This is a genomic window from Pseudomonas sp. JR33AA, from assembly GCF_021378985.1.
Classification (GTDB): Bacteria; Pseudomonadota; Gammaproteobacteria; order Pseudomonadales; family Pseudomonadaceae; genus Aquipseudomonas; species Aquipseudomonas alloputida.
On record NZ_JAJSAW010000017.1, the window covers coordinates 38,792 to 64,565 of the forward strand.

The following is a 25,774-nucleotide window of genomic DNA, read 5'->3' on the forward strand; positions in this document are numbered from 1 at the left end:
GCGCCGTATGTCCTGGCGTCAGGTATGAAGGTAGTTGCATGGGCTGTGCCAGCTTCGCCTCTTCGTTTATTTCCTTTCAAATCAATCAGTTAGCAAAAAACCATGGCTGCTGGGTTCGTGCATTTTGCAATCTGCGCGGTAAACCTGCATGCAAGATGCAAGTCCGCAAAAGGTTCCCGTCCCCATGAAAAAAGGGCCCCGAAGGGCCCTTTCTGTAACAGCGAGACGGTCGCTTAGACGCCCGAGGCCTTGGCCGCAGCGACGTCCTTGATCGACAGCTTGATACGGCCGCGGTTGTCCACGTCCAGTACCAGCACTTCGACTTCCTGGCCTTCTTTGAGGATGTCGGTGACTTTCTCGACGCGAGCATCGCTCAGCATGGAGATGTGCACCAGGCCGTCCTTGCCAGGCAGGATGTTGACGAAGGCGCCGAAATCGACAATGCGCTCGACCTTGCCGACGTAGATCTTGCCGATCTCGGCCTCGGCGGTGATGCCCAGGATGCGCTGCTTGGCAGCATCTGCCGCTTCCTTGGTTTCGCCGAAGATCTTGATCGAGCCGTCGTCTTCGATGTCGATCGAAGCCTTGGTCTCTTCGCAGATGGCGCGAATGGTGGCGCCGCCTTTACCGATGACGTCACGGATCTTGTCGGTGTCGATCTTCATCGCGATCATGGTCGGGGCGTTGGCCGACAGTTCGGTACGCGACTGGCCAATGACCTGGTTCATCTGGCCGAGGATGTTCAGGCGCGCTTCCAGGGCTTGGCCCAGGGCGATTTCCATGATCTCTTCGGTGATGCCGTTGATCTTGATGTCCATCTGCAGCGCGGTGACGCCTTTGGCGGTACCGGCTACCTTGAAGTCCATGTCGCCCAGGTGGTCTTCGTCACCCAGGATGTCAGTCAGGACTGCGAACTTGTCGCCTTCCTTGACCAGGCCCATGGCGATACCGGCAACCGGCGCCTTCATCGGCACACCAGCGTCCATCAGGGCCAGGGAGGCACCGCAGACCGACGCCATGGAGCTGGAACCGTTGGATTCGGTGATTTCCGAAACCACGCGGATGGTGTACGGGAACACGTCAGCATCAGGCAGCATGGCCTGAACCGAACGGCGGGCCAAACGGCCGTGGCCGATTTCGCGACGGCCAGCACCGCCCATGCGGCCACACTCACCTACCGAGAACGGTGGGAAATTGTAGTGCAGCATGAAGGGGTCTTTCTTCTCGCCTTCGAGGGTGTCCAGCAGCTGGGCATCACGGGCAGTACCCAGGGTCGCAACGACCAGGGCCTGGGTTTCGCCACGGGTGAACAGTGCCGAACCGTGAGTTTTCGGCAGCACACCCACTTCGATGTTCAGCGGGCGTACAGTCTTGGTGTCGCGGCCGTCGATACGTGGCTTGCCGTTGACGATGTTTTCGCGAACGGTGCGGTATTCGATTTCGCCGAAGATCTCTTTTACTTCAGCAGCCGAAGGCTGGCCTTCTTCACCGGAGAACTTGGCAACCGCCTGGTCACGCAGCTCACCCAGACGCGCATAGCGGTCGGCTTTGACGGTGATGGTGTAGCCCTGCGAAACCGCTTCGCCGAACTCGGCGCGGATAGCATTGAACAGCTCGGTGTTGGCAACGGCAGGTTTCCAGTCCCAGGTCGGCTTGCCAGCTTCGGCAGCCAGCTCTTTGACAGCCTGGATAACAACCTGGAATTCGTCGTGGGCGAACAGTACGGCACCCAGCATCTGGTCTTCGGTCAGCTCTTGAGCTTCCGATTCAACCATCAGGACAGCGTCGGAGGTACCGGCAACGACCATGTCCAGGCTCGAGGCAGCCAGTTGCTCGTAGGTCGGGTTCAGCAGGTAGCCAGTGCTTTCGTGGAAGGCAACGCGGGCAGCGCCGATCGGGCCTTCGAACGGAATGCCGGAAATAGCCAGGGCAGCCGAGGTACCGATCATCGCTGCGATGTCCGGGTCGGTCTTCTTGCTGGTGGAAACCACGGTGCAGACGACCTGCACTTCGTTCATGAAGCCTTCCGGGAACAGCGGACGGATCGGACGGTCGATCAGGCGCGAGGTCAGCGTCTCTTTCTCGGAAGGACGGCCTTCACGCTTGAAGAAGCCGCCTGGGATCTTGCCAGCGGCGTAGGTCTTTTCCTGGTAGTGAACCGACAGCGGGAAGAAACCCTTGCCTGGATCAGCCTGTTTGGCGCCTACCACAGTCACCAGCACGGTGACGTCGTTGTCGACGGTAACCAGCACGGCGCCGGTTGCCTGACGGGCAATACGGCCCGTTTCGAGAGTGACGGTCGATTGACCGAACTGGAAAGTCTTGATTACCGGGTTCACGGTTTCCTACCTTTTTCAGTGGCTCTTGGGGGAACTGGTTTCTTGCGAATTCTTGGGCAGAACGGGGAATCGGCCCCATTGACCGTCCAGATACAACACGAGGCTGGGAGCCTGGCACCAAGCGGAAAAACCGCTCAGCATTGCCAGGCTGCCAACCTCGGAGATACGCGTGAAGTGCCCGACGGCAGCGCTGCAAAACAGCCCTGCCGAAGCCTGCGACACCCAACGCACACCACTGACCAGGCCGCTATTAGCGACGCAGGCCCAGGCGACCGATCAGGGCGCTGTAACGAGTGGTGTCTTTGCCCTTCAGGTAATCCAGCAGCTTACGACGCTGGTTGACCATACGGATCAGACCACGACGGGAGTGGTGGTCTTTATCGTTGGCCTTGAAGTGGCCTTGCAGCTTGTTGATGTTGGCGGTCAGCAGAGCAACCTGCACTTCCGGGCTACCGGTATCGCCGGCGGCTTGCTGATATTCGGCAACGATCTGAGCTTTTTCTTCAACGCTGAGGGCCATGTGGCTTCTCCTGATAACGGATCCCGCATGCGGGGTCCAATAGGCCAGGGACAAATCCCTGTATTAATAAAAAAGGTGTGACCGTGCCTACTGACAGCCACCCTTGATGCCGTGGGGCTCGGCAACTGCCTGGCCCCGCGGTTTCGGTCATTCCGACCGAATCAGCCGACGCGGCGCAATGCGCCCGTCTTCGCTCACTTCACCGATACCGATGAAGCGTGCATTGTGATCCTGTACCCGGACCATGCCAAATTGTGGCGCGTCCGGCGCGCGTACTGCCTGCCCATGCAGCCAGTAGAACGCACTGTGTTCCGACAGGCTGACCAACGGCCAATCCTGCAGCCCGCTGTCCGATGGCATCAGGAAGCGGTCGAGCGCTTCGTTGCCACCTTCGGCATGGGCCTGTTCGAGTTCCTCGAGGGTGACCGTCTGTGCCAACGCAAAGGGCCCTGCCTGGGTCCTGCGCAGCTCGGCGACATAGGCGCCGCAACCAAGGGCTTCACCGATATCCTCCACCAACGTGCGGATATAGGTGCCTTTGCTGCATCCTACGCTCAGCCGTGCACGGGTGCCTTCGCACTCGAGCAACTCCAAGCGGTTAATAGTAACAGAACGCGCCTCGCGCTCCACTACCTCTCCTGCACGTGCCAGTTTGTACAACGGCTGGCCGTCACGCTTGAGCGCCGAGTACATAGGCGGTATCTGGCTGATCGGGCCGCGAAAACGTGGCAGCAGCGCTTCGATGTCGGCGCGACCAACGGTAACGTCGCGGGTCTGCAATACCTCACCCTCGGCATCGCCGGTGTTGGTAGTCTGCCCCATCTGCATGACGGTTTCGTAGCCCTTGTCGGAGTCGAGCAAGTACTGCGAAAACTTGGTCGCTTCACCAAAGCACAGTGGCAACACGCCGGTTGCCAGCGGGTCGAGGCTACCGGTATGGCCGGCCTTTTCCGCGTTCAGCAGCCAACGCACTTTCTGCAAGGCAGCATTGGAGGTGAAGCCCAGCGGCTTGTCGAGCAGGATGATGCCGCTGACATTGCGGCGGATACGTTTGACCTGGGCCACCGCTTACTCCTTGGTGTCCGACTCGTCGGCATCCTTGTGCATGCGGTCTTCGGCCACTGCACGCTCGATCAGCGCCGACAGGTGCACACCACGGCTGACACTTTCATCGAAATGGAAGTGCAGCTGCGGCACGCTGCGCAGTTGCATCGAACGCCCCAGGTGCAGACGCAGGAAGCTGGCAGCGCTATTCAATGCCTTGAGCGACTGCTGCACGGCATCCGGGGTTTCCTCGCCCATGACGGTGATGAACACCTTGGCATGGCCCAGGTCACGGCTAACGTCCACGGCGGTGATAGTTACCAGACCGACACGTGGGTCCTTGACTTCGCGACGGATCAGCTCGGCCAGCTCGCGCTGCATCTGATCGCCAATACGTTGGGTACGGCTATATTCTTTGGCCATTCTTGCTACCTGTAACTTAAAGCGGCAAACGCCCGGACAGACCAATGCCTGACCGGGCGCTACCTGAAGAGGTACCGCAAGCCGCCCTGTAGCGGGCGCTTGCGGCTCGCTCGCCCTTAAAGGGTACGAGCCACCTGGACTTTCTCGAAGACTTCGATCTTGTCGCCGACCTTGACGTCGTTGTAGCTCTTGACGCCAATACCGCACTCCATGCCCGAACGAACTTCGGAAGCATCGTCCTTGAAGCGACGCAGCGATTCCAGCTCGCCTTCGAAGATCACAACGTCATCACGCAGTACGCGAATCGGACGGTTGCGGTACACGGTACCCTCGATGACCATACAGCCAGCGATGGCGCCGAACTTCGGCGAACGGAACACGTCACGTACTTCGGCGACACCCAGGATGTTCTCGCGAACATCGCTGCCGAGCATGCCGGTCAGGGCCTTCTTGACGTCTTCGATGATGTCGTAGATCACGTTGTAATAACGCATATCCAGACCTTCCTGCTCGACGATCTTGCGCGCGCCGGCATCGGCACGCACGTTGAAGCCGAACAGTACTGCATTCGAAGCCAGCGCCAGGTTGGCGTCGCTCTCAGTGATACCACCGACGCCACCGCCAATCACGCGCACTTGCACTTCGTCGTTGCCCAGGCCGCCGAGCGAACCCTGCAGCGCTTCCAGAGAACCACGCACATCGGTCTTGAGCACGATGTTGAGGGTTTTCTTCTCTTCCTGACCCATGGTCTCGAAGATGTTTTCCAGCTTGCCGGCGTGAGCACGGGCCAGCTTGACCTCGCGATACTTGCCTTGACGGAACAGGGCAACTTCACGGGCTTTCTTCTCGTCGGCAACCACGGACAGCTCGTCACCGGCTTCCGGAGTACCGTCCAGGCCGAGGATTTCGACCGGGATCGACGGGCCAGCTTCCTTCACAGGCTTGCCGTTCTCGTCGAGCATGGCGCGAACGCGGCCATAGTTGGAACCGCACAGGACCATGTCGCCCTGACGCAGGGTACCGTCCTGAACCAGGATGGTCGCCACCGGGCCACGGCCCTTGTCCAGGCGCGATTCGACGACCACACCACGACCTGGCGCGGTTGGGGTAGCGGTCAGTTCGAGGATCTCGGCCTGCAGCAGAACGGCTTCGAGCAGCTCGTCGACACCGGTACCCATCTTCGCCGAAACCTTGACGAACGGAGTGTCACCACCCCAGTCCTCGGAAGTAACGCCTTCGACGGACAGCTCGTTACGGATGCGATCGAGGTCAGCACCTGGCTTGTCGATCTTGTTCACTGCAACGACCAGCGGAACACCGGCTGCCTTGGCATGCTGAACGGCTTCGCGGGTTTGCGGCATCACACCGTCGTCCGCCGCCACCACCAGGATGACAATGTCGGTCGCCTTGGCACCACGGGCACGCATCTGGGTAAACGCAGCGTGACCTGGGGTATCGAGGAAGGTGACCATGCCGCGGTCGGTTTCCACGTGGTAGGCACCGATGTGCTGGGTGATACCACCGGCTTCGCCAGCAGCCACCTTGGCACGACGGATGTAGTCGAGCAGCGAGGTCTTACCATGGTCAACGTGACCCATGACAGTAACCACCGGCGCACGCGACTCGGTCTGGCCTTCGAACTTCAGCGATTCGGCCAGGGAGTCTTCCAGGGCGCTGTCGCTGACCAGAGTGACCTTGTGGCCCAGCTCTTCTGCGATCAGCTGAGCGGTTTCCTGGTCGAGCACCTGGTTGATGGTGACCGGGGTCCCCATCTTGAACATGAACTTGACCACTTCAGCGCCCTTGACGGACATCTGGTTGGCCAGCTCGGAGACCGTGATGGTCTCGCCAATGGTCACGTCACGGATGACGGGGCCGGTCGGGTTCTGGAAGCCGTGCTGATTACGCTTCTTCAGCTTGCTCTTGCCACCACGGCCACGACGAGCGCCATCGCTCTCTTCGTCGGTAGTGCGCGGAGCAGCACGCGGAGTCGGCGCCTTTTCCTTCTCTTTTACCTTGACCTTGATCGACACACGAGGCGCTTCGCCACGACGACGGTCGTCATCACGGGTACGGCTTTCGTTGCGACGGGTCTCGTCTTTCTTGCGCTCGGCAGCACGGGCTGCGGCGTCTTCAGAGGCCGGGGCGTCTGCGACTACCGGGGCCGGAGCGGCGACCGGAGCAGCGACAGGCGCCGGCTCTGGCTTGGCAGCAGGCGCAGCGGCGGTGGAACCGGCCGCCTGACGGCGAGCCTGCTCTTCGTTGCGCTGGCGAACTTCGGCGTCGACCTTGTCGCGAGCGGCGTTTTCAGCCGCGCGGCGCTCTTCCAGCTCACGCTTCTGCTCAGCCTGGATTTCTTCAGGGCTGCGCTGCACGAAAACTTTCTTCTTGCGTACTTCTACGCTGATGCTCTTGCTACCGGCGACACGCAGGGTGCTGGTGGTTTTGCGCTGCAAGGTAATCTTGCGCGGCTCTTCCGCCTTGCTCTTGTGGCTGCTTTTCAAATGAGTCAGCAGGGTCTGCTTCTCATTGTCGGTCACTACCTGACCGGCGTCGGTGTGCGGCAGACCTGCCTCACGCATCTGCTGCAGCAGGCGCTCTACCGGTGCCTCGACCTCTTGGGCCAGTTCTTTCACCGTGACTTGCGTCATGCACTTCTCTCCTCAGGCCGCGCCTAATTACTCGAACCAGTGGGCTCGGGCGGCCATGATCAACTTGCCGGCACGCTCTTCGTCGATGCCGTCGATGTCGAGCAGATCGTCGATCGACTGCTCGGCCAGGTCTTCGCGGTTAACCACGCCGCGCACCGCCAGTTCAGCCGCCAGGTCTTTGTCCATGCCCTCAAGGGAGAGCAGGTCTTCGGCCGGGTGGGCGTCTGCCAGTTTTTCTTCGGTAGCGATGGCCTTGGTCAACAAACGGTCCTTGGCTCGAGCGCGGAGCTCATTGACGATATCTTCGTCAAAGCCATCGATGTTGAGCATTTCTTCCAACGGTACGTAGGCAATTTCTTCGAGGCTGGTGAAGCCTTCGTCGACCAGCACTTGGGCCAGCTCCTCGTCGACTTCCAGTTCCTCGATGAAATTGCGCAGGATGTCACCGGTTTCGGCCTGTTGCTTGGCCTGGATGTCCTTCTCGGTCATCACGTTCAGGGTCCAGCCGGTCAACTGACTGGCCAGGCGAACGTTCTGACCGCCACGGCCAATGGCCTGGGCCAGGTTGTCCTCGGCGACGGCGATGTCCATGGCATGGGCATCTTCATCAACGATGATCGCCGCGACTTCAGCCGGCGACATGGCGTTGATGACAAACTGCGCCGGGTTATCGTCCCACAGGACGATATCCACACGCTCACCACCCAACTCCCCGGATACGGCCTGGACGCGCGAACCACGCATGCCGATACAGGCACCTTGCGGATCGATACGCTTGTCCTTGGAGCGGACGGCAATCTTGGCTCGCGAACCCGGGTCACGGGAAGCAGCCATGACTTCGATGAGGCCCTCGGCAATTTCCGGCACTTCAATGCGGAAAAGCTCGATCAGCATCTGCGGCGCGGTGCGCGACAGGATCAGCTGTGGGCCACGGTTTTCGGTGCGAATTTCCTTGAGCAGCGCACGCAGGCGCACGCCAACACGGAAAGTTTCGCGCGGAATGATGTCTTCGCGAGCCAGCAAGGCCTCGGCGTTGTTGCCCAGGTCAACGATGACGTTGTCGCGGGTAACCTTTTTCACGGTACCGGAGATGATCTCGCCAACGCGCTCACGGTAGGCATCAACCACCTGGGCACGCTCGGCCTCACGGACCTTCTGCACGATGACCTGCTTGGCGGTCTGGGCGGCAATACGACCGAACTCGATGGACTCGATCTTCTCTTCGATCACGTCACCGACCTTGGCTTCAGGGTGGGTGTCCTTGATCTTGTCCAGCCAGGTCTCGATCGCCGGATCATCAAGATCGGCTTCGTCGACCACGGTCCAACGACGGAAGGTCTCGTAGCTACCGGTGTGGCGGTTGATTTCCACACGTAGGTCGACTTCGTCTTCAAAACGTTTTTTGGTTGCAGTGGCCAGGGCCACTTCCAGCGCTTCGAAAATGACGCCGGGCGGTACACCTTTTTCGTTGGATACCGATTCAACAACCAGCAGTACTTCTTTGCTCATCGTACGCCTCGCCTTGCGCAAGCCATTGGGCCCGGATAGTCCGCCGGGCCCGGCACGTCTCAGTCAAAACTGGGAATAATATTGGCCTTGTCGATCGAGTCGATCGGTAACAGGAACTCCTGGTTGTCCACCTGGACCACCACATCCTGCTCCTCCACACCGCGGAGAAGGCCCTGGAAGTTACGACGACCCTCAAAGGGTGAGCGCAGCTTGATCTTCACTTGTTCGCCGGCATGCGAGGCAAACTGTTCCAGCGTGAACAGTGGGCGATCCATGCCTGGAGAAGACACCTCAAGGGTGTACTCACTGCTGATTGGATCTTCCACATCGAGGATTGCGCTGGCCTGACGGCTGACTGCTTCGCAGTCGTCCACCAGAATACCGCCTTCCTTGTCGATGTAGATGCGCAGTACCGAATGCTTACCCTGGGAAACGTATTCGATCCCCCAGCACTGATAGCCCAGACCCTCGACAACCGGGGCCAACAAGGCCTGCAACTGTTCTAGCTTGCTCGACACCTGAACCCCCTCGTGCATGCTGTGCAAATAAAAAATGGGCGAAGCGCCCATCCCTGAAAGCGCCGTTGGACAACGACGCCGAAACTGTTCGGTTAGCAAAAAGCCCCTGAAAAGGGGCTCCGCTGAAGCTGGTTGCGGGGGCTGGATTTGAACCAACGACCTTCGGGTTATGAGCCCGACGAGCTACCAAGCTGCTCCACCCCGCGACAAAGCTGGGGCAAAAGTATAAGACCGAACCCTGTTGAGGGTCAAATCCAAACATTCACCTACAAGAAAGCCCGCTAAAGCGGGCTCTCAAGCTTTAATTGGTACCGAGAAGGGGACTCGAACCCCTACACCCTATGGGCACAACCACCTCAAGGTTGCGTGTCTACCAATTCCACCACCTCGGCAATACTACTACTTGAAACCCGTTACTTCTGCTCTTGAGCCGGAGGAGGTACATCACCCGTATTAGGAGTGGCTTCGCTCTTCTGCTCCTGGAGCACCGGTACATCATCATTAACTGCCGGTTTTTGCGGCTCTTTCACTTCTAGCACTGCTGGATCTGGAAGACCTGCTTGGCTAAGCTGGTGAGCTTGTTGCTTCGCGAAGTATCCTAACCCAAGTGCTGTCAAAAAGAAAGTGGCAGCGAGTATAGCAGTTAATTTACTTAGGAACGTTGCAGAGCCCTGGCTCCCGAACACGGTATTTGAAGCCCCCGCGCCGAAAGATGCACCTGCTTCAGCACCTTTACCCTGTTGCAACAGAACCAGCACTACAAGTGACAGCGCTGCCAACAGATGAAAAACAACGATGACTGTTTCCAGCATTTGTTCAGTTTCCTGCGGCGCGACAAATTGCACCGAATTCGTCTGCGTTCAGGGAAGCCCCACCAATGAGCCCCCCATCGATATCCGGCATGCCGAACAGTTCGGCCGCATTGGCCGCCTTCACGCTGCCGCCGTATAGCAGCTGCACCTTCGCAGCCACTTCAGCATCTTCTGCCGCCAACTGGCCGCGGATGGCGGCGTGCACATCCTGGGCCTGCTGTGGCGTGGCCGTAAGGCCTGTACCGATGGCCCATACAGGCTCATAGGCAATTACTGCATTGGCAAAAGCCCTAACACCGAATGCTTCGATGATACTGCTTAGTTGACGCCCGACAACTTCGAGCGTTTTGCCTGCCTCGCGCTCTTCAAGGGTTTCCCCTATGCAAAGCACTGGCTTCAAGCCTTTGGCCTGGGCCGCTGCAAACTTGCGATTGAGCACTTCGTCGGTTTCACCAATAATCTGGCGGCGCTCCGAATGGCCAATCAACACCAACTTGCAACCTGCTTCAACCAGCTGCTCGGGAGCAACTTCCCCGGTCAGCGCACCCTGTTCGGGTTGTACAGCAGAATTCTGTGCGCCGACAGTAATTTCTTTACCTGCCAGGCCATCAATTACCTGATTGATGAACAAGGCCGGTGGAAATACGGCGACTTCCACTCCGCTCGGCAAGGCGAGATTGCTCAAGCCTTTGGTCAGCTCAGCGACGCTAGCGCGGGTACCGTGCATTTTCCAGTTACCAGCTACCATAGGGCGACGCATGCTTTACCTCGTCGGTCAAAGTGGGCGCAGATCTTACCCAACCAGATCTGCGCTGGCAAGCGCCTTCAGACACAAACTTCGCTGACCAGTTTGGCCAGTGCTTCAGCATGGGCCCGCACCTGGCTTTCGTCTTCGCCCTCAACCATGACCCGCACCAGCGGCTCGGTACCGGACTTGCGCAACAGCACCCGACCACGCCCCGCCAGCGCATCGGTAACCTTGGCACTGGCTTCCTTGACGGCGGGGTGCTCCAGCGGGTCGACCTTGCTGGCGCCAAAGCGCACATTGATCAGCACCTGCGGGCACTTGCGCAGGGCCTGACGGGCCTGGGCCAGGGTTTCGCCGCGGCGCTTGAGCGCCATCAGCACCTGCAGCGCGGCAATGATCGCGTCGCCGGTGGTGGTGTGGTTGCAGCACACGACGTGACCGGAGTTTTCACCGCCGACCAGCCATTCACGCTCCAACAGCTCGGCCATGACGTAACGGTCGCCGACCTTGGCCCGCACAAACGGGATATCCAGGTCCTTGAGCGCCAACTCCAGGCCCAGGTTACTCATCAGCGTACCGACCACCCCGCCTTGCAGCTTGCCCTGCTCCTGCAGGTCGCGAGCAATGATGAACAGCAGCTCGTCACCGTCGACGATGGCGCCCGTGTGGTCAACCATCAGCACGCGATCGCCGTCACCGTCAAAGGCAATGCCGAGATCGGCATGCCCGACCAGCACAGCGGCCTGCAGCGATTCGATGTGAGTCGAGCCGCAACCTTCGTTGATGTTCAGGCCGTCCGGTTGCGCATGCAGCACGGTCACGTCGGCACCCAGCTCACGGAATACGCTGGGCGCAACCTTGTAGGTAGCACCGTGGGCGCAGTCGACCACCAGCTTGAGGCCATCGAAGCTGGTGCTGCTGGGCACGCTGCTCTTGCAGAATTCGATGTAGCGGCCGGCGGCATCGTTGATACGCGAAACCTTGCCCAACTTGCCCGACTCGACAACGGTCATCGGTTGGTCGAGCAGCTCTTCGATCATCAGCTCGACCTCGTCCGGCAGCTTGGTGCCCTGGCCCGAGAAGAACTTGATGCCGTTGTCATCGTGCGGATTGTGCGAGGCACTGATGACGATGCCGGCTTCGGCGTGGAAGGTACGCGTGAGGTAAGCGATGGCCGGTGTCGGCATCGGCCCGAGCAGCATCACATCGGCACCTGCCGCGGACAGGCCGGCCTCGAGTGCGGACTCGAACATGTAGCCGGAGATACGCGTGTCCTTGCCCACCAGCACGCGGCAATGGCCTTGCTTGCGGAAGGCCATGCCGGCCGCCCAGCCAAGCTTCAGCATGAAGTCAGGCGTGATCGGGTATTCGCCGACGCGGCCACGAATGCCGTCGGTACCAAAGTATTTTCTGCTCATAGGGACTCCAATGTTCTTATTCGGCGTTTTGCACCGCAGCGATCATGCGCACTACATCAACGGTTTCGGCCACGTCATGTACACGCAGGATGCTCGCTCCCTTGGTCATGGCCAACGCCGCCAGCGCAAGGCTGCCGTACAAGCGCTCGCCGACCGGACGTTCCAGCGTCAGGCCGATCATGCTCTTTCGTGAAACGCCCACCAGCAGTGGGCGCCCCAGGCGATAGAGCGCTTCCATGTGCTTGAACAGGCTCAGATTGTGCGCCAGTGTCTTGGCGAAACCGAAGCCCGGGTCAAGGATGATTCTGTCAGCGCCGATGCCCGCTGCTGCGCAGGCGGCCATCCGCTGTTCCAGATAACGGGTGACGTCAGCGGTCACGTCCTGGTACTGCGGATCGTCCTGCATGTTACCTGGCTCGCCACGCATGTGCATGAGGCACACCGGCAGACCGGTATCCGCCGCCGCGTCCAGGGCGCCATCGCGCTCCAGGGCGCGCACGTCGTTGATCAGCCCGGCACCCAGGCGTGCGGCTTCACGCATGACCGCAGGTGTGGAGGTATCGACCGAAATGACCACGTCGAGGCGACTGTTGATGGCCTCGACCATTGGCGCCACACGCTCCAGCTCTTCGGTCACCGACACTGCACGTGCACCCGGGCGCGTGGACTCGCCACCAATGTCGATCAGCGTTGCGCCAGCGGCAACCATCGCTTCGGCATGGCGCAGGGCCTCGTCACGCTGACTGAAACGACCGCCATCGGAGAAGGAATCGGGGGTGATATTGAGAATACCCATGACATGGGTATGTGACAAATCAAGAACCCGGCTGCCGCAAGGCAACCGGGTGGGGTACTGCACTGAGCTCATAGATGCCCTTAGTGTTCTGCCGCTGGGCCGCCGATTGGCGATTCCGGACGCTCATCCTGGGCCGCAGGCGTGCCCGAGTGTTTGTCATCGTCCCAATCACGCGGCTCACGCGGGGTGCGCCCAGCCATGATGTCGTCAATCTGATCGGCATCGATGGTCTCATACTTCATCAGCGCTTCGGTCATGGCCTCGAGCTTGTCACGGTTCTCGATCAGCAACTGCTTGGCAGTGGCATAGCACTGATCGATGATGCTGCGCACCTCGGAGTCGATCAATTTGGCAGTCTCGCCAGACACGCTAGCATGCTGGCTACCGGCACTGCGGCCGAGGAACACCTCGCCCTCTTCCTCTGCATACATCAGCGGGCCGAGTTTCTCGGACAGGCCCCATTTGGTCACCATGTTACGAGCGATCTGGCTGGCCCGCATGATGTCGTTGGACGCGCCGGTGGTCACGCCATCGAAGCCCAAGGTCATCTCCTCGGCGATACGGCCGCCATACAGCGAGCAGATCTGGCTGATCAGCGCACGCTTGGAGAGGCTGTAGCGGTCTTCTTCCGGCAGGAACATGGTCACACCCAAGGCACGACCACGCGGGATGATCGAAACCTTGTAGACCGGGTCGTGCTCAGGCACCAGGCGACCGACAATGGCGTGGCCAGCCTCGTGATAGGCGGTGTTTCTCTTTTCCTTTTCGGACATGACCATGGTCTTGCGCTCGGCGCCCATCATGATCTTGTCCTTGGCCAGCTCGAACTCTTTCATTTCGACCAGGCGCTTGTTGGAACGCGCGGCAAACAGCGAAGCCTCGTTGACCAGGTTGGCCAGGTCGGCGCCGGAGAAGCCTGGGGTACCACGCGCAATGACCGCGGGGTTGACGTTGTCGCCGATCGGCACCTTGCGCATGTGCACCTTGAGGATCTGCTCGCGGCCACGAATGTCCGGCAGGCCAACCACCACCTGGCGGTCGAAGCGGCCGGGGCGCAGCAGCGCCGGGTCGAGCACATCAGGACGGTTGGTGGCGGCGATGACAATGATGCCATCGTTCATCTCGAAGCCGTCCATCTCCACCAGCAACTGGTTCAGGGTTTGTTCACGCTCGTCGTGACCGCCGCCCATGCCGGCGCCACGATGGCGACCAACGGCGTCGATTTCGTCGATGAAGATGATGCATGGGGCGTGCTTCTTGGCCTGCTCGAACATGTCGCGCACACGGCTGGCACCGACACCCACGAACATTTCCACGAAGTCCGAACCGGAAATGGTGAAGAACGGTACTTTCGCTTCGCCCGCAATGGCCTTGGCCAGCAGGGTCTTACCGGTACCGGGTGGGCCAACCATCAGCACACCGCGCGGGATACGGCCGCCCAGGCGCTGGAACTTGCCCGGATCGCGCAGGAACTCGACCAACTCGCCAACCTCTTCCTTGGCCTCGTCGCAGCCGGCAACGTCAGCCAGTGTGGTCTTGACCTGGTCTTCGGACAGCAGGCGTGCCTTGCTCTTGCCGAAGCTCATCGGCCCGCCCTTGCCGCCTGCTCCACCTTGCATCTGGCGCATGAAGAACATGAACACGGCAATGATCACCAGGATCGGGAAGCTCGCCACCAGCAACTGCGTCCAGATGCTCTGTTGCTCAGGCTGCTTGCCTTCGACGACCACGTGGTTGTCGACCAGATCGCCGATCAGGCCATTGTCGGTGATGGCCGGGCGCACAGTCTTGAAGTTGTCGCCATCGGTGCGCTTGCCAGTAATGATGTAGCCATCGACGGTCACACGCTCGACCTTGCCATCCTTGACCTGCTGGATGAAGTCGGAGTAGTTGAGGGTCTGCGGCTCGTTAGGGCTGGAGAAGTTGTTCATCACTGTCACCAGGACAGCGGCGATGATCAACCACAGGATCAGATTCTTTGCCATGTCGTTCAATTAGCTACCCTCTGAGGCCGGCGCACGACGCAGCCGTGCCTCGCATGATATTCATCGCCCTAACTTACTACATTACCTACGCAGCCGCAGGCACCGTCTGTAACCCTTTGTGAAAGCTAGACTACACGAAGTTCGGACGATCCTGACGCAGTGGCCGATTGGAATTAACTATCGACCACCCCGCTTCACACCTTTCATTACCCTTTGAAGCCCCTGCCCAACAGGTATTGCTCTCGGGAACGGTCCCGTGACGACGATGGTTTGCGCATTTGCACCTTGTCGAACTTGCTGCGCACATCCTTCAGGTACACGTCAAAACCTTCGCCCTGGAAAATCTTGATCAGGAAGTCGCCCCCGGGCTTGAGCACACGGGTCGCCAGATCGAGGGCCAACTCGCAGAGGAACATGGCACGCGGAATGTCCACCGCGGGCGTACCACTCATATTGGGGGCCATGTCGGAAATCACAAGGTCTACATGCGAATCGCCCACCGCTTCGAGAATGCGTTGCAGCACTTCGTCGTGGGTGAAGTCACCTTGAATGAAGGTCACATCGGCGATCGAGTCCATTTCCAGGATGTCGGAAGCGATCAGGCGACCCTGGCCACCAATCAGACGACTGGTCACCTGGGACCAGCCACCAGGGGCAGCGCCGAGGTCGATTACGCTCATGCCTGGACGGATAAGGCGGTCCTTCTCCTGGATCTCCAGCAGTTTGTAGCTCGCACGCGAGCGATACCCATCCTTCTGCGCCTGCTTCACAAAAGGGTCGTTGAAATGCTCTCGCAGCCAGTTTGCGCTGCTTTTGGAACGTTGTACCACGGGGCACCTCGATGATATGCGTCGTGATTGACTGGGCGGAGCCGGTGGCCCTCGGGTAAAATGCCGGTCAATTTTACAGAATCAGACGGAAAGGGTCAGATTATGCCGCTCAATAACGAGCAGAAGAAGCAATACAAGTCCATTGGTCATGACCTGAAGCCGGTCCTGATCGTTGCTGGCAACGGTTTGAATGAAGGCGTGATCGCCGAACTGGAGCGCGCACTGGTCGACCATGAGCTGATCAAGGTCGAAATTCGCTCGGAAGACCGCGAAGAACGCGCCGAAACGATCGCCGAGCTGTGCAAGGCCGGCCGCGCCGAACTGGTGCAGACCATCGGCAAGAAAGCCTTGATCTACCGCAAGAACCCACAGCCGAACAAGCAGCTGTCCAACATCCACCGTTACAAGTAACGGTGACTCCGATCAGTGGCGCGGTGAACGCGCCCTGACCGGTACCGGCTGGGCCACCAGCACGATGCCGGAAAAACCCAGCACCAGGAAGCAGAACATCTGCCAGCGCTCGCCCACGGAAATACCGTAGCGCAAGGTGTAATACCCTACGCAGGCACCGAAGCCGAGCAACAGCATCTGGCCGCGGAACTGCCGCCACCAGGCCGCCAGGCCGTCCACCCTCGCCAGCACTGCCAGCTGGGTCACCAAGCCAAGCAACGCCACGCCGATCAACCAGCGGTCGATCTGCCCGGCGATATCCTGCACCAGCAGCGGGGCCAGGCCACTGACCTTGAGCGCGGGCACCAGCCCTACATGGAACACCCACAGGCCACCGACCCAGAAAACCTGGGCCAGTTGCCAGAGGATCCCCTCGAGGGATGGCGCCCGCAGACGGCGGTCAGATGTGCTTGACTTCGACAATCTCGTACTCGACCGTGCCACTAGGCGTCTTGACGACGACAGTATCACCTTCTTCCTTGCCGATGATGGCACGGGCAATGGGGGCGCCGCTCGACAGCTTGCCCTGCTTCACGTCAGCTTCATCCTCGCCAACGATCTGGTAGGTCACCTCTTCATCAGTTTCGGTGTTGGCCAGTACCACGGTGGTACCGAAAATTACCTTGCCGGTGTGAGGGATGGTGGTCACATCGATGATCACTGAATTCTGCAGACGGCCTTCGATATCACGGATACGCGCTTCGACCATACCCTGCTCCTCGCGGGCGGCATGGTATTCGGCGTTTTCCTTGAGGTCACCCAGCTCACGCGCTTCACCAATGGCCTGACTCAGGCGCGGGCGCTCGGTCTTGCTCAGGAACAGGTGCTCCTCTTCCAGGGCGCGAGCGCCCTGGACGGTCATCGGGTATTTGGTAATGCTCATGCTTTCAATCCTGCATGCAGATCCTGCAAGCGACGAACGGTCTTTTCCGGACCGAATTTCAGCGCTTCGCAGATGGCTTCACCAGCCGCAATGGTAGTGGTGCAGTAAATCTTGTGCTGCAGCGCATTGCGACGAATCGAGTAGGAATCGGCGATCGACTGGCGACCTTCGGTGGTATTGATGATCAGAGACACTTCGTCGTTCTTGATCATGTCGACCACGTGCGGGCGACCTTCGGTCACTTTGTTCACACGGCGCACTTTCAGGCCAGCCGCCTCGATAACCTTGGCGGTGCCGGCAGTGGCAACCACTTCGAAGCCCAGGGCGATCAGGTCGCGGGCAACGCCGGCCACTTGTGGCTTGTCGTCGTCGCGCACGCTGATGAACGCGGTACCGCCCGTCGGCAGCACTTCGCTGGCACCCATCTGGGCTTTGGCGAAGGCTTCACCGAAGCTGTCACCGACGCCCATGACTTCACCGGTCGATTTCATCTCAGGGCCGAGGATCGGGTCAACCCCTGGGAACTTGGCGAACGGGAAGACGGCTTCCTTCACGCTGTAGAAGTTCGGGATGATTTCCTGGGTGAAGCCCAGCTCTTTCAGGGTTTTACCCGCCATGACACGGGCTGCGATCATCGCCAGGGAAGTGCCGATGCACTTGGACACGAACGGTACGGTACGCGAGGCACGCGGGTTGACTTCGATCACGTAGATCTTGTCGCCCTGCAGGGCCAGCTGCACGTTCATCAGGCCGACCACGCCCAGCTCCAGCGCCATTTTCTTGACCTGAACGCGGACTTCGTCCTGCACTTCCTTGCTCAGCGAGTACGGTGGCAGCGAGCACGCCGAGTCACCGGAGTGTACGCCGGCCTGTTCGATGTGCTGCATGATCGCGCCGATGACCACGTCGGTGCCGTCGCACACCGCATCCACGTCCATCTCGATGGCGCAGTTGAGGAAGTGGTCGAGCAGTACCGGGCTGTCGTTCGACACTTGTACCGCTTCACGCAGGTAGCGCTTGAGTTCGTCCAGCTCGTAGACGATCTCCATGGCACGGCCGCCCAGGACGTAGGATGGACGCACGACCAGCGGGTAGCCGATGCTGCCTGCAGCACGGATGGCTTCTTCTTCGCTGCGCACGGTGGCGTTTGGCGGCTGCAGCAGGTTCAGGCGCTGAACCATCTGCTGGAAGCGCTCACGGTCTTCGGCGCGGTCGATGGCGTCAGGGCTGGTACCGATGATCGGCACGCCAGCTTCTTCCAGGGCGCGGGCCAGCTTCAGCGGGGTCTGGCCGCCGTAGTGAACGATCACGCCCTTCGGCTTCTCGACGCGGCAGACTTCAAGCACGTCTTCCAGGGTCAGCGGCTCGAAGTACAGGCGGTCGGAGGTGTCGTAGTCGGTGGAGACGGTTTCCGGGTTGCAGTTGACCATGATGGTCTCGTAACCGTCGTCACGCAGCGCCAGGGCTGCGTGTACGCAGCAGTAGTCGAACTCGATACCTTGGCCGATACGGTTCGGGCCGCCACCCAGGATCATGATCTTGTCGCGGGTCGACGGATTGGCCTCGCACTCTTCCTCGTAGGTGGAGTACAGGTAGGCGGTGTCGGTGGCGAACTCGGCGGCGCAGGTGTCGACGCGCTTGTACACCGGGAACACTTCCAGCTTGTGGCGGTGGCGACGCAGGTTCTTGTCGGTGATACCCAGCAGTACTGCCAGACGCTGGTCCGAGAAGCCCTTGCGCTTGAGGCGCAGCATGTAGTCCTTGTCGATTGCCGACAGGGCCAGGGTCTTGACCTTCTCTTCTTCCTTGATCAGGTCTTCCATCTGCACCAGGAACCACATGTCGATGCCGGTCAGATTGAAGATTTCTTCGCAGGTCATGCCCGAACGCATGGCATCGGCGACGTACCAGATACGCTCGGCACCCGGCACGGTCAGTTCGCGCTTGAGGATGCTGGCGGCTTCCGGGCTGGCCAGGTCGACTTTCGGGTCGAGGCCGCAGGCGCCGACTTCCAGGCCGCGCAGGGCTTTCTGCAGGGATTCCTGGAAGGTACGGCCGATGGCCATGACTTCACCCACGGATTTCATCTGGGTGGTCAGGCGGGCGTCGGCTTTCGGGAATTTCTCGAAGGCGAAGCGTGGCAGCTTGGTGACGACGTAGTCGATCGACGGCTCGAAGGACGCTGGGGTTCGACCGCCAGTGATGTCGTTCTGCAGCTCGTCGAGGGTGTAACCAATGGCCAGCTTGGCGGCGATCTTGGCGATCGGGAAGCCGGTGGCCTTGGAGGCCAGGGCGGACGAACGCGATACGCGCGGGTTCATCTCGATGACGACCATACGGCCGGTGTTCGGGCAAATGCCGAACTGGACGTTGGAACCGCCGGTTTCCACACCGATTTCACGCAGCACCGCCAGCGAGGCGTTGCGCATGATCTGGTATTCCTTGTCGGTCAGGGTCTGTGCCGGGGCAACAGTGATCGAGTCACCGGTGTGCACACCCATCGGGTCGAAGTTCTCGATCGAGCAGACGATGATGCAGTTGTCCTTCTTGTCGCGGACCACCTCCATCTCGTATTCCTTCCAGCCGATCAGCGATTCGTCGATCAGCAGCTCTTTGGTCGGCGACAGGTCCAGACCACGGGTGCAGATTTCTTCGAACTCTTCACGGTTGTAAGCGATACCGCCGCCGGTGCCGCCCATGGTGAACGACGGGCGAATGATGCACGGGAAGCCAAGCTTCTCGAGGACCGCATTGGCCTCTTCCATGCTGTGGGCGATACCGGAGCGCGGGCACTCCAGGCCGATGTCCTTCATGGCCTTGTCGAAGCGCGAACGGTCTTCGGCCTTGTCGATGGTGTCGGCGTTGGCACCGATCATCTCTACGCCGAACTTCTCCAGAACGCCGTGGCGCTCCAGGTCCAGGGCGCAGTTCAGGGCGGTCTGGCCACCCATGGTCGGCAGGACGGCGTCCGGGCGCTCCTTCTCGATGATCTTGGCCACCGATTGCCACTTGATCGGCTCGATGTAGGTGGCGTCGGCCATGGCCGGGTCGGTCATGATGGTGGCTGGGTTGGAGTTCACCAGGATGACGCGGAAACCTTCCTCGCGCAGGGCTTTACAGGCCTGGGCGCCGGAGTAGTCGAATTCGCAGGCCTGGCCGATCACGATCGGGCCAGCGCCGAGAATCAGGATGCTTTTGATGTCTGTACGTTTTGGCATGGTGGTCACTCAAATCCGGGGTCAGTCGGCAAGCCGCTTTGAACAATCTGGGTCAGGCGCTGCCGGGCGCGGCGTGTGCCGGCCCGGGGCCTTGAAGCAGGATGCTCAGCGGCGCTTGGCCATGGCATCGGTGAAACGATCGAACAGAGGCGCGACGTCGGTCGGGCCCGGGCTCGCTTCAGGGTGGCCCTGGAAGCTGAACGCGCTCTTGTCGGTACGCTCGATACCCTGCAGGGTGCCGTCGAACAGCGACTTGTGAATGGCGCGAACGTTACCCGGCAGGGTCGCCTCGTCAACGGCGAAGCCGTGGTTCTGGCTGGTGATCATGACCACACCGGTATCCAGGTCCTGGACCGGGTGGTTGGCACCGTGGTGGCCGTGGCCCATTTTCACGGTCTTGGCGCCGGAAGCCAGGGCCAGCAGCTGGTGGCCGAGGCAGATGCCGAATACCGGGATCTCGGTTTCGAGGATTTCCTTGATCGCCTGGATCGCGTAGTCGCACGGCTCAGGATCACCAGGGCCGTTGGACAGGAACACGCCGTCCGGGTTGAGTGCCAGCACTTCGCTGGCCGGGGTCTGGGCTGGCACCACGGTCACGCGGCAGCCGCGGGCCACCAGCATGCGCAGGATGTTCAGCTTGACGCCATAGTCGAAGGCAACCACATGGTATGGCAGGTCGGCAGCGTCGATGGTCGGGTGGCTGTCGGTTTTCAGCTCCCACACACTGGAGCGCCACTCGTAACGCTCCTTGGTGGAGACGACCTTGGCCAGGTCCATGCCCTTGAGGCCCGGGAAGCCGCGGGCAGCGGCGATGGCCGCTTCTTCGCTGATGTTGTCACCCGCCAGAATGCAGCCGTTCTGGGCGCCCTTTTCACGCAGGATACGGGTCAGGCGACGGGTGTCGATGCCGGCAATGGCAACGACGTTGTTGGCCTTGAGGTACTCAGGCAGCGACTGGGTGTTACGCCAGTTGCTGGCCAGCAGCGGCAGGTCACGGATGACCAGGCCAGCGGACCAGACGCGGTTCGACTCGGCGTCTTCCGGGGTAGTACCGGTGTTGCCGATGTGCGGGTAGGTCAGGGTAACGATTTGCTGCGCGTAGGAAGGGTCTGTAAGGATTTCCTGGTAGCCGGTCATAGCGGTGTTGAATACCACCTCACCAACGGTCTGACCGTCGGCACCGATGGCTTCACCGCGAAAAATACTGCCGTCGGCAAGGGCGAGTATGGCTGGCTTTGTCAAGAAGACCTCCCGTAAATCAAGCATGAAAGGGCGATCGCAGGTTGCAAAAAAGCGGAGTGACGTATGGACACGTCACCCCGCTTTCATGTGCTGAATTCAATTCGCTGCGCGCTTTTAGTGGACACACTAAAGCTGTAGCTTACAGAAAAGTGTGTTTTCGGTCTACCGCAGATGTGTCTCTAAAACACATCAATGCGACAGACTGACATCGGCGGCGGCTTCTTTGCGGGCTTGCCCGCGAAGAAGCCTACGCCACTCGAACGACTTAACGCAGCTCGAGCACATCCTGCATGTCATACAGCCCAGGTTCGCGCCCATCCAGCCACAACGCCGCACGCACGGCCCCCTTGGCGAAGGTCATGCGGCTGGAGGCCTTGTGGGTGATTTCCAGGCGCTCGCCTTCGGCAGCGAACAACACGGTGTGATCGCCCACCACATCGCCGGCACGCACGGTAGCGAAACCGATGGTCTTGCGATCACGCGCACCGGTCTGCCCTTCACGGCCATACACAGCCACTTCCTGCAGATCACGGCCCAGCGCATTGGCAACCACTTCACCCATGCGCAGTGCAGTCCCCGATGGCGCATCGACCTTGTGCCGGTGGTGCGCCTCGATGATTTCGATATCGACCTCATCGCCCAGCACCCGCGCAGCCATATCCAGCAGCTTGAGGCTGAGGTTGACGCCCACGCTGAAGTTGGCGGCGAACACGATTGGAATGTCCTTGCCAGCCTCAGCCAACAACTGCTTCTCTTCGACTGTAAAACCGGTGGTGCCGATGATCATCGCCTTGCCGTGCTTGCGGCAGAACGCCAGGTTTTTCAGGGTCACCGAAGGGTGAGTGAAGTCGATCAGCACATCGAACTCGTCGGCAACCTTGGCCAGGTCGTCGGACAACAGCACGCCAATTCGGCCAAGTGCCGCCAGCTCTCCGGCATCAGCCCCGACCAACGAGCTGTCAGGGCGATCGATCGCCGCAGTCAGCCCCGCGCCCGAGGTTTGTTGCACGGCTTCGATGAGGGTTTTGCCCATCCGCCCCGCCGCGCCCATCACTGCAATACGTCGCATAGCCTGTTCCTTGTCAGAGATCGCCGAAGAAGCGCTTCACACCATCGAACCAGCCGCTGGCCTTGGGCGAGTGGGAGCTGTCGCCTTCCAGCGAATCACGCAGCTCTTCGAGCAGCTCGCGCTGACGGCGACTGAGATTGACCGGGGTTTCCACGGCCACACGGCACAGCAGGTCACCCGCACCACCCCCACGCACCGGCGCAACACCCTTGCCACGCAGACGGAACTGCTTACCGGTCTGGGTGCCTTCCGGAATCTTCAGCTTCACGCGACCATCCAGGGTCGGCACTTCCAGCTCGCCACCCAGGGCAGCATCGGTGTAGCTGATCGGCACCTCACAGTACAGGTGCTTGCCATCGCGCTGGAAGATTTCGTGCTCACGCACGCTGATCACCACATACAGGTCGCCAGTTGGGCCACCATGCGTACCGGCCTCGCCCTCACCCGAAAGACGGATGCGGTCGCCGGTATCGACACCTGCCGGCACCTTGACCGACAGCGTCTTGTATTCCTCGACACGACCTTCACCATGGCACGAAGTGCACGGGTCGGTAATGATCTTGCCTTGGCCATGGCAACGCGGGCAGGTCTGCTGCACCGAGAAGAAGCCCTGCTGCATGCGCACCTGGCCGATGCCGCCGCAGGTCGGGCAGGTCGACGGGGTAGAGCCCTTCTTGGCACCGGAACCGTCGCAAGGCTGGCAGTTGACCAGGGTGGGCACGCGGATGCTGACCGTGGTGCCACGCACCGCTTCTTCCAGGTTCAGCTCCAGGGTGTAGCGCAGGTCGCTGCCGCGCTGGGCACCGCCTCGACCACCACCGCGGCCGCCGCCAAAGAAGTCGCTGAACACATCGCCGAAGATGTCGGAGAAGTTGGCACCACCAAAGCCGGCACCACCGCCACCCATGCTTGGGTCGACACCGGCATGGCCATACTGGTCGAAGGCCGCACGCTTGCTAGCGTCCGACAGCACTTCGTAGGCCTCGTTGGCCTCCTTGAACTTGTCTTCCGATTCTTTATCGCCCGGGTTGCGGTCCGGGTGATATTTCATCGCCAAACGGCGGTAAGCCTTCTTGAGGTCCGCTTCAGTGGCGCCGCGCTCGACACCCAGGACCTCATAATAATCACGCTTGGACATAGGTCATTTGCACCTTGTTGGGCGTGTGGCATCTGCGCCACGCCATCAGTACCCGCCTGCGGCCCTCAAGGGCCGCTGACAGATGCTGTAAAAATTCTCGAATTCCAGATACGCCAACGCGGGAGCAAGCCCCCGCGCGGCGACATCCTACCAGCTCACCGGCAAACGACGGTGAACCGGCCGACAACATGCAGGGATTACTGCTTGTTGTTGTCTTTCACTTCTTCGAACTCGGCGTCAACCACGTCATCGTGCTTGGCTTCCGGCTCGGCCTGCTGCGCGCCACCCTGAGGCTGTTCAGCCGACTGCTCGGCGTACATCTTCTGGGCAACCGGGGCAGAGACCTTGGACAGCTCTTCAACCTTGGCGTCGATGGCAGCCTTGTCGTCGCCTTTGACAGCGGCTTCCAGGGCAACAACGGCGGCCTCGATGGCGGTTTTCTCTTCAGCGGTAACCTTGTCACCTGCGTCAGCGACCATCTTGCGGGTCGAGTGTACCAGCGCGTCACCCTGGTTACGGGCAGCAGCCAGCTCTTCGAACTTGCGGTCTTCCTCGGCGTTGGCCTCGGCGTCACGCACCATGCGCTCGATCTCTTCGTCCGACAGGCCGGAGTTGGCCTTGATCACGATCGACTGAGTCTTGCCGGTGGCCTTGTCTTTCGCACCTACGTGCAGGATGCCGTTGGCGTCGATGTCGAAGGTTACTTCGATTTGCGGCACGCCACGCGGTGCTGGCGGAATGTCAGCCAGGTCGAACTTGCCCAGCGACTTGTTCTGCGCAGCCTGCTTACGCTCACCCTGCAGCACGTGAATGGTCACGGCGCTCTGGTTGTCGTCGGCAGTCGAGAACACCTGCGACTTCTTGGTCGGGATGGTGGTGTTCTTCTCGATCAGCGCGGTCATCACGCCGCCCATGGTTTCGATACCCAGGGTCAGCGGGCTGACGTCCAGCAGCAGTACGTCTTTCACGTCACCGGCCAGTACCGCACCCTGGATGGCAGCGCCCATGGCAACCGCTTCGTCCGGGTTCACGTCCTTGCGCGCTTCTTTACCGAAGAAGTCGGCCACTTCCTTCTGCACCAGCGGCATGCGGGTCTGACCGCCGACCAGGATCACGTCGTCGATCTTGCTGGCGTCGATGCCGGCGTCTTTCAGGGCGATGCGGCAAGGCTCGATGGTGCGCTTGACCAGGTCTTCGACCAGCGACTCCAGCTTGGCGCGGGAGATCTTCACGTTCAAGTGCTTGGGACCGGTGGCATCTGCAGTGATGTACGGCAGGTTGACGTCGGTCGACTGAGCGGACGACAGCTCGATCTTGGCTTTTTCTGCGGCTTCTTTCAGGCGCTGCAGGGCCAGAGGATCGTTCTTCAGGTCCATGCCCGACTCTTTCTTGAACTCGTCGACAAGGTAGTCGATCAGGCGCATGTCGAAGTCTTCGCCACCCAGGAAGGTGTCGCCGTTGGTAGCCAGTACTTCAAACTGGTGCTCACCGTCGACTTCGGCGATTTCGATGACCGATACGTCGAAGGTACCACCACCCAGGTCATAAACGATGACGGTGTGGTCGCCCTTGGCCTTGTCCATGCCATACGCCAGTGCAGCGGCCGTCGGCTCGTTGATGATGCGTTTTACGTCCAGGCCAGCGATGCGGCCGGCGTCTTTGGTAGCCTGACGCTGGCTGTCGTTGAAGTAGGCCGGAACGGTGATGACCGCTTCGGTGACAGGCTCACCGAGGTAGTCTTCGGCGGTCTTCTTCATTTTCTTCAGGACTTCGGCGCTGATCTGCGGCGGAGCCATTTCCTTGCCAGCAGCCTCGACCCAGGCGTCACCGTTGTTCGCCTTGACGATCTTGTACGGCACCAGCTTGATGTCTTTTTGCACGACATCTTCTTCGAAGCGGCGGCCAATCAGGCGCTTCACTGCGAACAGGGTGTTGTGCGGGTTGGTGACAGCCTGGCGCTTGGCCGACTGGCCAACCAGGATTTCGCCATCGTTGGCGTAGGCCACGATCGAAGGGGTAGTACGCGCACCCTCGGCGTTTTCGATGACTTTGACGTTACCGTTTTCCAGAATGGAGACGCACGAGTTGGTGGTCCCCAGGTCGATACCGATGATTTTGCCCATGTTAACTCTCCCGAAACTTGAATTTGTTAGCAGCGACTACTTTGGCCAACTGCGGTAA

General features: G+C 60.4%; 21 protein-coding genes and 2 tRNA genes. 1 reads left to right on the forward strand and 22 read right to left on the reverse strand.

What is annotated here, in order from left to right; translation table 11 throughout:
- Window positions 1-233: 233 nt before the first annotated feature.
- The 15 genes from pnp to rlmE form a co-directional block, all read right to left on the reverse strand.
- A complete protein-coding gene (gene pnp, locus LVS58_RS21265) occupies window positions 234-2,339 on the reverse strand; it encodes a polyribonucleotide nucleotidyltransferase (protein WP_233692691.1) in 2,106 nt (701 codons plus the stop codon).
- A gap of 250 nt (window positions 2,340-2,589) precedes the next feature.
- Complete coding sequence (gene rpsO / locus LVS58_RS21270) at window positions 2,590-2,859, reverse strand: 30S ribosomal protein S15 (RefSeq protein ID WP_003249971.1); 270 nt, start codon at window positions 2,857-2,859, stop codon at window positions 2,590-2,592.
- 147 nt (window positions 2,860-3,006) lie between these two features.
- The gene (gene truB, locus LVS58_RS21275) at window positions 3,007-3,924 is read right to left on the reverse strand and encodes a tRNA pseudouridine(55) synthase TruB (protein ID WP_003249968.1); all 918 of its coding nucleotides are present in this window, start codon (window positions 3,922-3,924) and stop codon (window positions 3,007-3,009) included.
- Between the two features lie 3 nt (window positions 3,925-3,927).
- Window positions 3,928-4,326 (reverse strand): 30S ribosome-binding factor RbfA, encoded by a 399-nt coding sequence (gene rbfA, locus LVS58_RS21280; protein ID WP_233692692.1) that lies wholly within the window; start codon window positions 4,324-4,326, stop codon window positions 3,928-3,930.
- Between the two features lie 116 nt (window positions 4,327-4,442).
- Window positions 4,443-6,977 (reverse strand): translation initiation factor IF-2, encoded by a 2,535-nt coding sequence (gene infB, locus LVS58_RS21285; protein WP_233692693.1) that lies wholly within the window; start codon window positions 6,975-6,977, stop codon window positions 4,443-4,445.
- Between the two features lie 27 nt (window positions 6,978-7,004).
- On the reverse strand, window positions 7,005-8,486 hold the full coding sequence (gene nusA, locus LVS58_RS21290) for a transcription termination factor NusA (protein WP_003249963.1): 1,482 nt from the start codon (window positions 8,484-8,486) through the stop codon (window positions 7,005-7,007).
- Window positions 8,487-8,545: 59 nt separating this feature from the next.
- A complete protein-coding gene (rimP, locus tag LVS58_RS21295; RefSeq protein WP_003249960.1) occupies window positions 8,546-9,004 on the reverse strand; it encodes a ribosome maturation factor RimP in 459 nt (152 codons plus the stop codon).
- Between the two features lie 129 nt (window positions 9,005-9,133).
- Window positions 9,134-9,210, reverse strand: a tRNA-Met gene (locus tag LVS58_RS21300).
- 100 nt (window positions 9,211-9,310) lie between these two features.
- Window positions 9,311-9,396 (reverse strand) — tRNA-Leu (locus LVS58_RS21305).
- A 21-nt stretch (window positions 9,397-9,417) separates the two neighbouring features.
- Window positions 9,418-9,816 (reverse strand): preprotein translocase subunit SecG, encoded by a 399-nt coding sequence (gene secG / locus LVS58_RS21310; protein WP_233692694.1) that lies wholly within the window; start codon window positions 9,814-9,816, stop codon window positions 9,418-9,420.
- A 4-nt stretch (window positions 9,817-9,820) separates the two neighbouring features.
- On the reverse strand, window positions 9,821-10,576 hold the full coding sequence (gene tpiA / locus LVS58_RS21315; RefSeq protein ID WP_233692695.1) for a triose-phosphate isomerase: 756 nt from the start codon (window positions 10,574-10,576) through the stop codon (window positions 9,821-9,823).
- A 65-nt stretch (window positions 10,577-10,641) separates the two neighbouring features.
- A complete protein-coding gene (gene glmM / locus LVS58_RS21320) occupies window positions 10,642-11,982 on the reverse strand; it encodes a phosphoglucosamine mutase (RefSeq protein WP_233692696.1) in 1,341 nt (446 codons plus the stop codon).
- A gap of 16 nt (window positions 11,983-11,998) precedes the next feature.
- A complete protein-coding gene (gene folP, locus LVS58_RS21325; protein WP_233692697.1) occupies window positions 11,999-12,850 on the reverse strand; it encodes a dihydropteroate synthase in 852 nt (283 codons plus the stop codon).
- Window positions 12,851-12,858: 8 nt separating this feature from the next.
- Window positions 12,859-14,763: an ATP-dependent zinc metalloprotease FtsH gene (gene ftsH / locus LVS58_RS21330; RefSeq protein WP_233692698.1), complete on the reverse strand. Its 1,905-nt coding sequence runs from the start codon at window positions 14,761-14,763 to the stop codon at window positions 12,859-12,861.
- A 206-nt stretch (window positions 14,764-14,969) separates the two neighbouring features.
- A complete protein-coding gene (gene rlmE / locus LVS58_RS21335) occupies window positions 14,970-15,593 on the reverse strand; it encodes a 23S rRNA (uridine(2552)-2'-O)-methyltransferase RlmE (RefSeq protein ID WP_003249947.1) in 624 nt (207 codons plus the stop codon).
- 102 nt (window positions 15,594-15,695) lie between these two features.
- Between rlmE and yhbY the strand changes: the two genes are divergently transcribed.
- The gene (gene yhbY, locus LVS58_RS21340) at window positions 15,696-16,004 is read left to right on the forward strand and encodes a ribosome assembly RNA-binding protein YhbY (protein WP_003249945.1); all 309 of its coding nucleotides are present in this window, start codon (window positions 15,696-15,698) and stop codon (window positions 16,002-16,004) included.
- A 12-nt stretch (window positions 16,005-16,016) separates the two neighbouring features.
- On the opposite strand, the gene LVS58_RS21345 is transcribed toward yhbY, so the two are convergent.
- The 7 genes from LVS58_RS21345 to dnaK all read right to left on the reverse strand — a co-directional run bounded on the left by LVS58_RS21345 (window position 16,017) and on the right by dnaK (window position 25,716).
- A complete protein-coding gene (locus tag LVS58_RS21345) occupies window positions 16,017-16,466 on the reverse strand; it encodes an MFS transporter (protein ID WP_233692699.1) in 450 nt (149 codons plus the stop codon).
- Window positions 16,444-16,926: a transcription elongation factor GreA gene (gene greA, locus LVS58_RS21350; RefSeq protein WP_233692700.1), complete on the reverse strand. Its 483-nt coding sequence runs from the start codon at window positions 16,924-16,926 to the stop codon at window positions 16,444-16,446. The genes LVS58_RS21345 and greA overlap by 23 nt, the downstream gene beginning before the upstream one ends.
- Window positions 16,923-20,144, reverse strand: coding sequence for a carbamoyl-phosphate synthase large subunit (gene carB / locus LVS58_RS21355; RefSeq protein ID WP_003249937.1), 3,222 nt, complete (start codon window positions 20,142-20,144; stop codon window positions 16,923-16,925). The genes greA and carB overlap by 4 nt, the downstream gene beginning before the upstream one ends.
- A 105-nt stretch (window positions 20,145-20,249) precedes the next feature.
- On the reverse strand, window positions 20,250-21,386 hold the full coding sequence (gene carA, locus LVS58_RS21360; RefSeq protein WP_003249935.1) for a glutamine-hydrolyzing carbamoyl-phosphate synthase small subunit: 1,137 nt from the start codon (window positions 21,384-21,386) through the stop codon (window positions 20,250-20,252).
- Between the two features lie 265 nt (window positions 21,387-21,651).
- Window positions 21,652-22,455, reverse strand: coding sequence for a 4-hydroxy-tetrahydrodipicolinate reductase (dapB, locus tag LVS58_RS21365; RefSeq protein ID WP_233692701.1), 804 nt, complete (start codon window positions 22,453-22,455; stop codon window positions 21,652-21,654).
- Window positions 22,456-22,468: 13 nt separating this feature from the next.
- A complete protein-coding gene (dnaJ, locus tag LVS58_RS21370; RefSeq protein WP_003249931.1) occupies window positions 22,469-23,593 on the reverse strand; it encodes a molecular chaperone DnaJ in 1,125 nt (374 codons plus the stop codon).
- Between the two features lie 197 nt (window positions 23,594-23,790).
- Complete coding sequence (gene dnaK, locus LVS58_RS21375; protein WP_010955366.1) at window positions 23,791-25,716, reverse strand: molecular chaperone DnaK; 1,926 nt, start codon at window positions 25,714-25,716, stop codon at window positions 23,791-23,793.
- Window positions 25,717-25,774 lie beyond the last annotated feature (58 nt).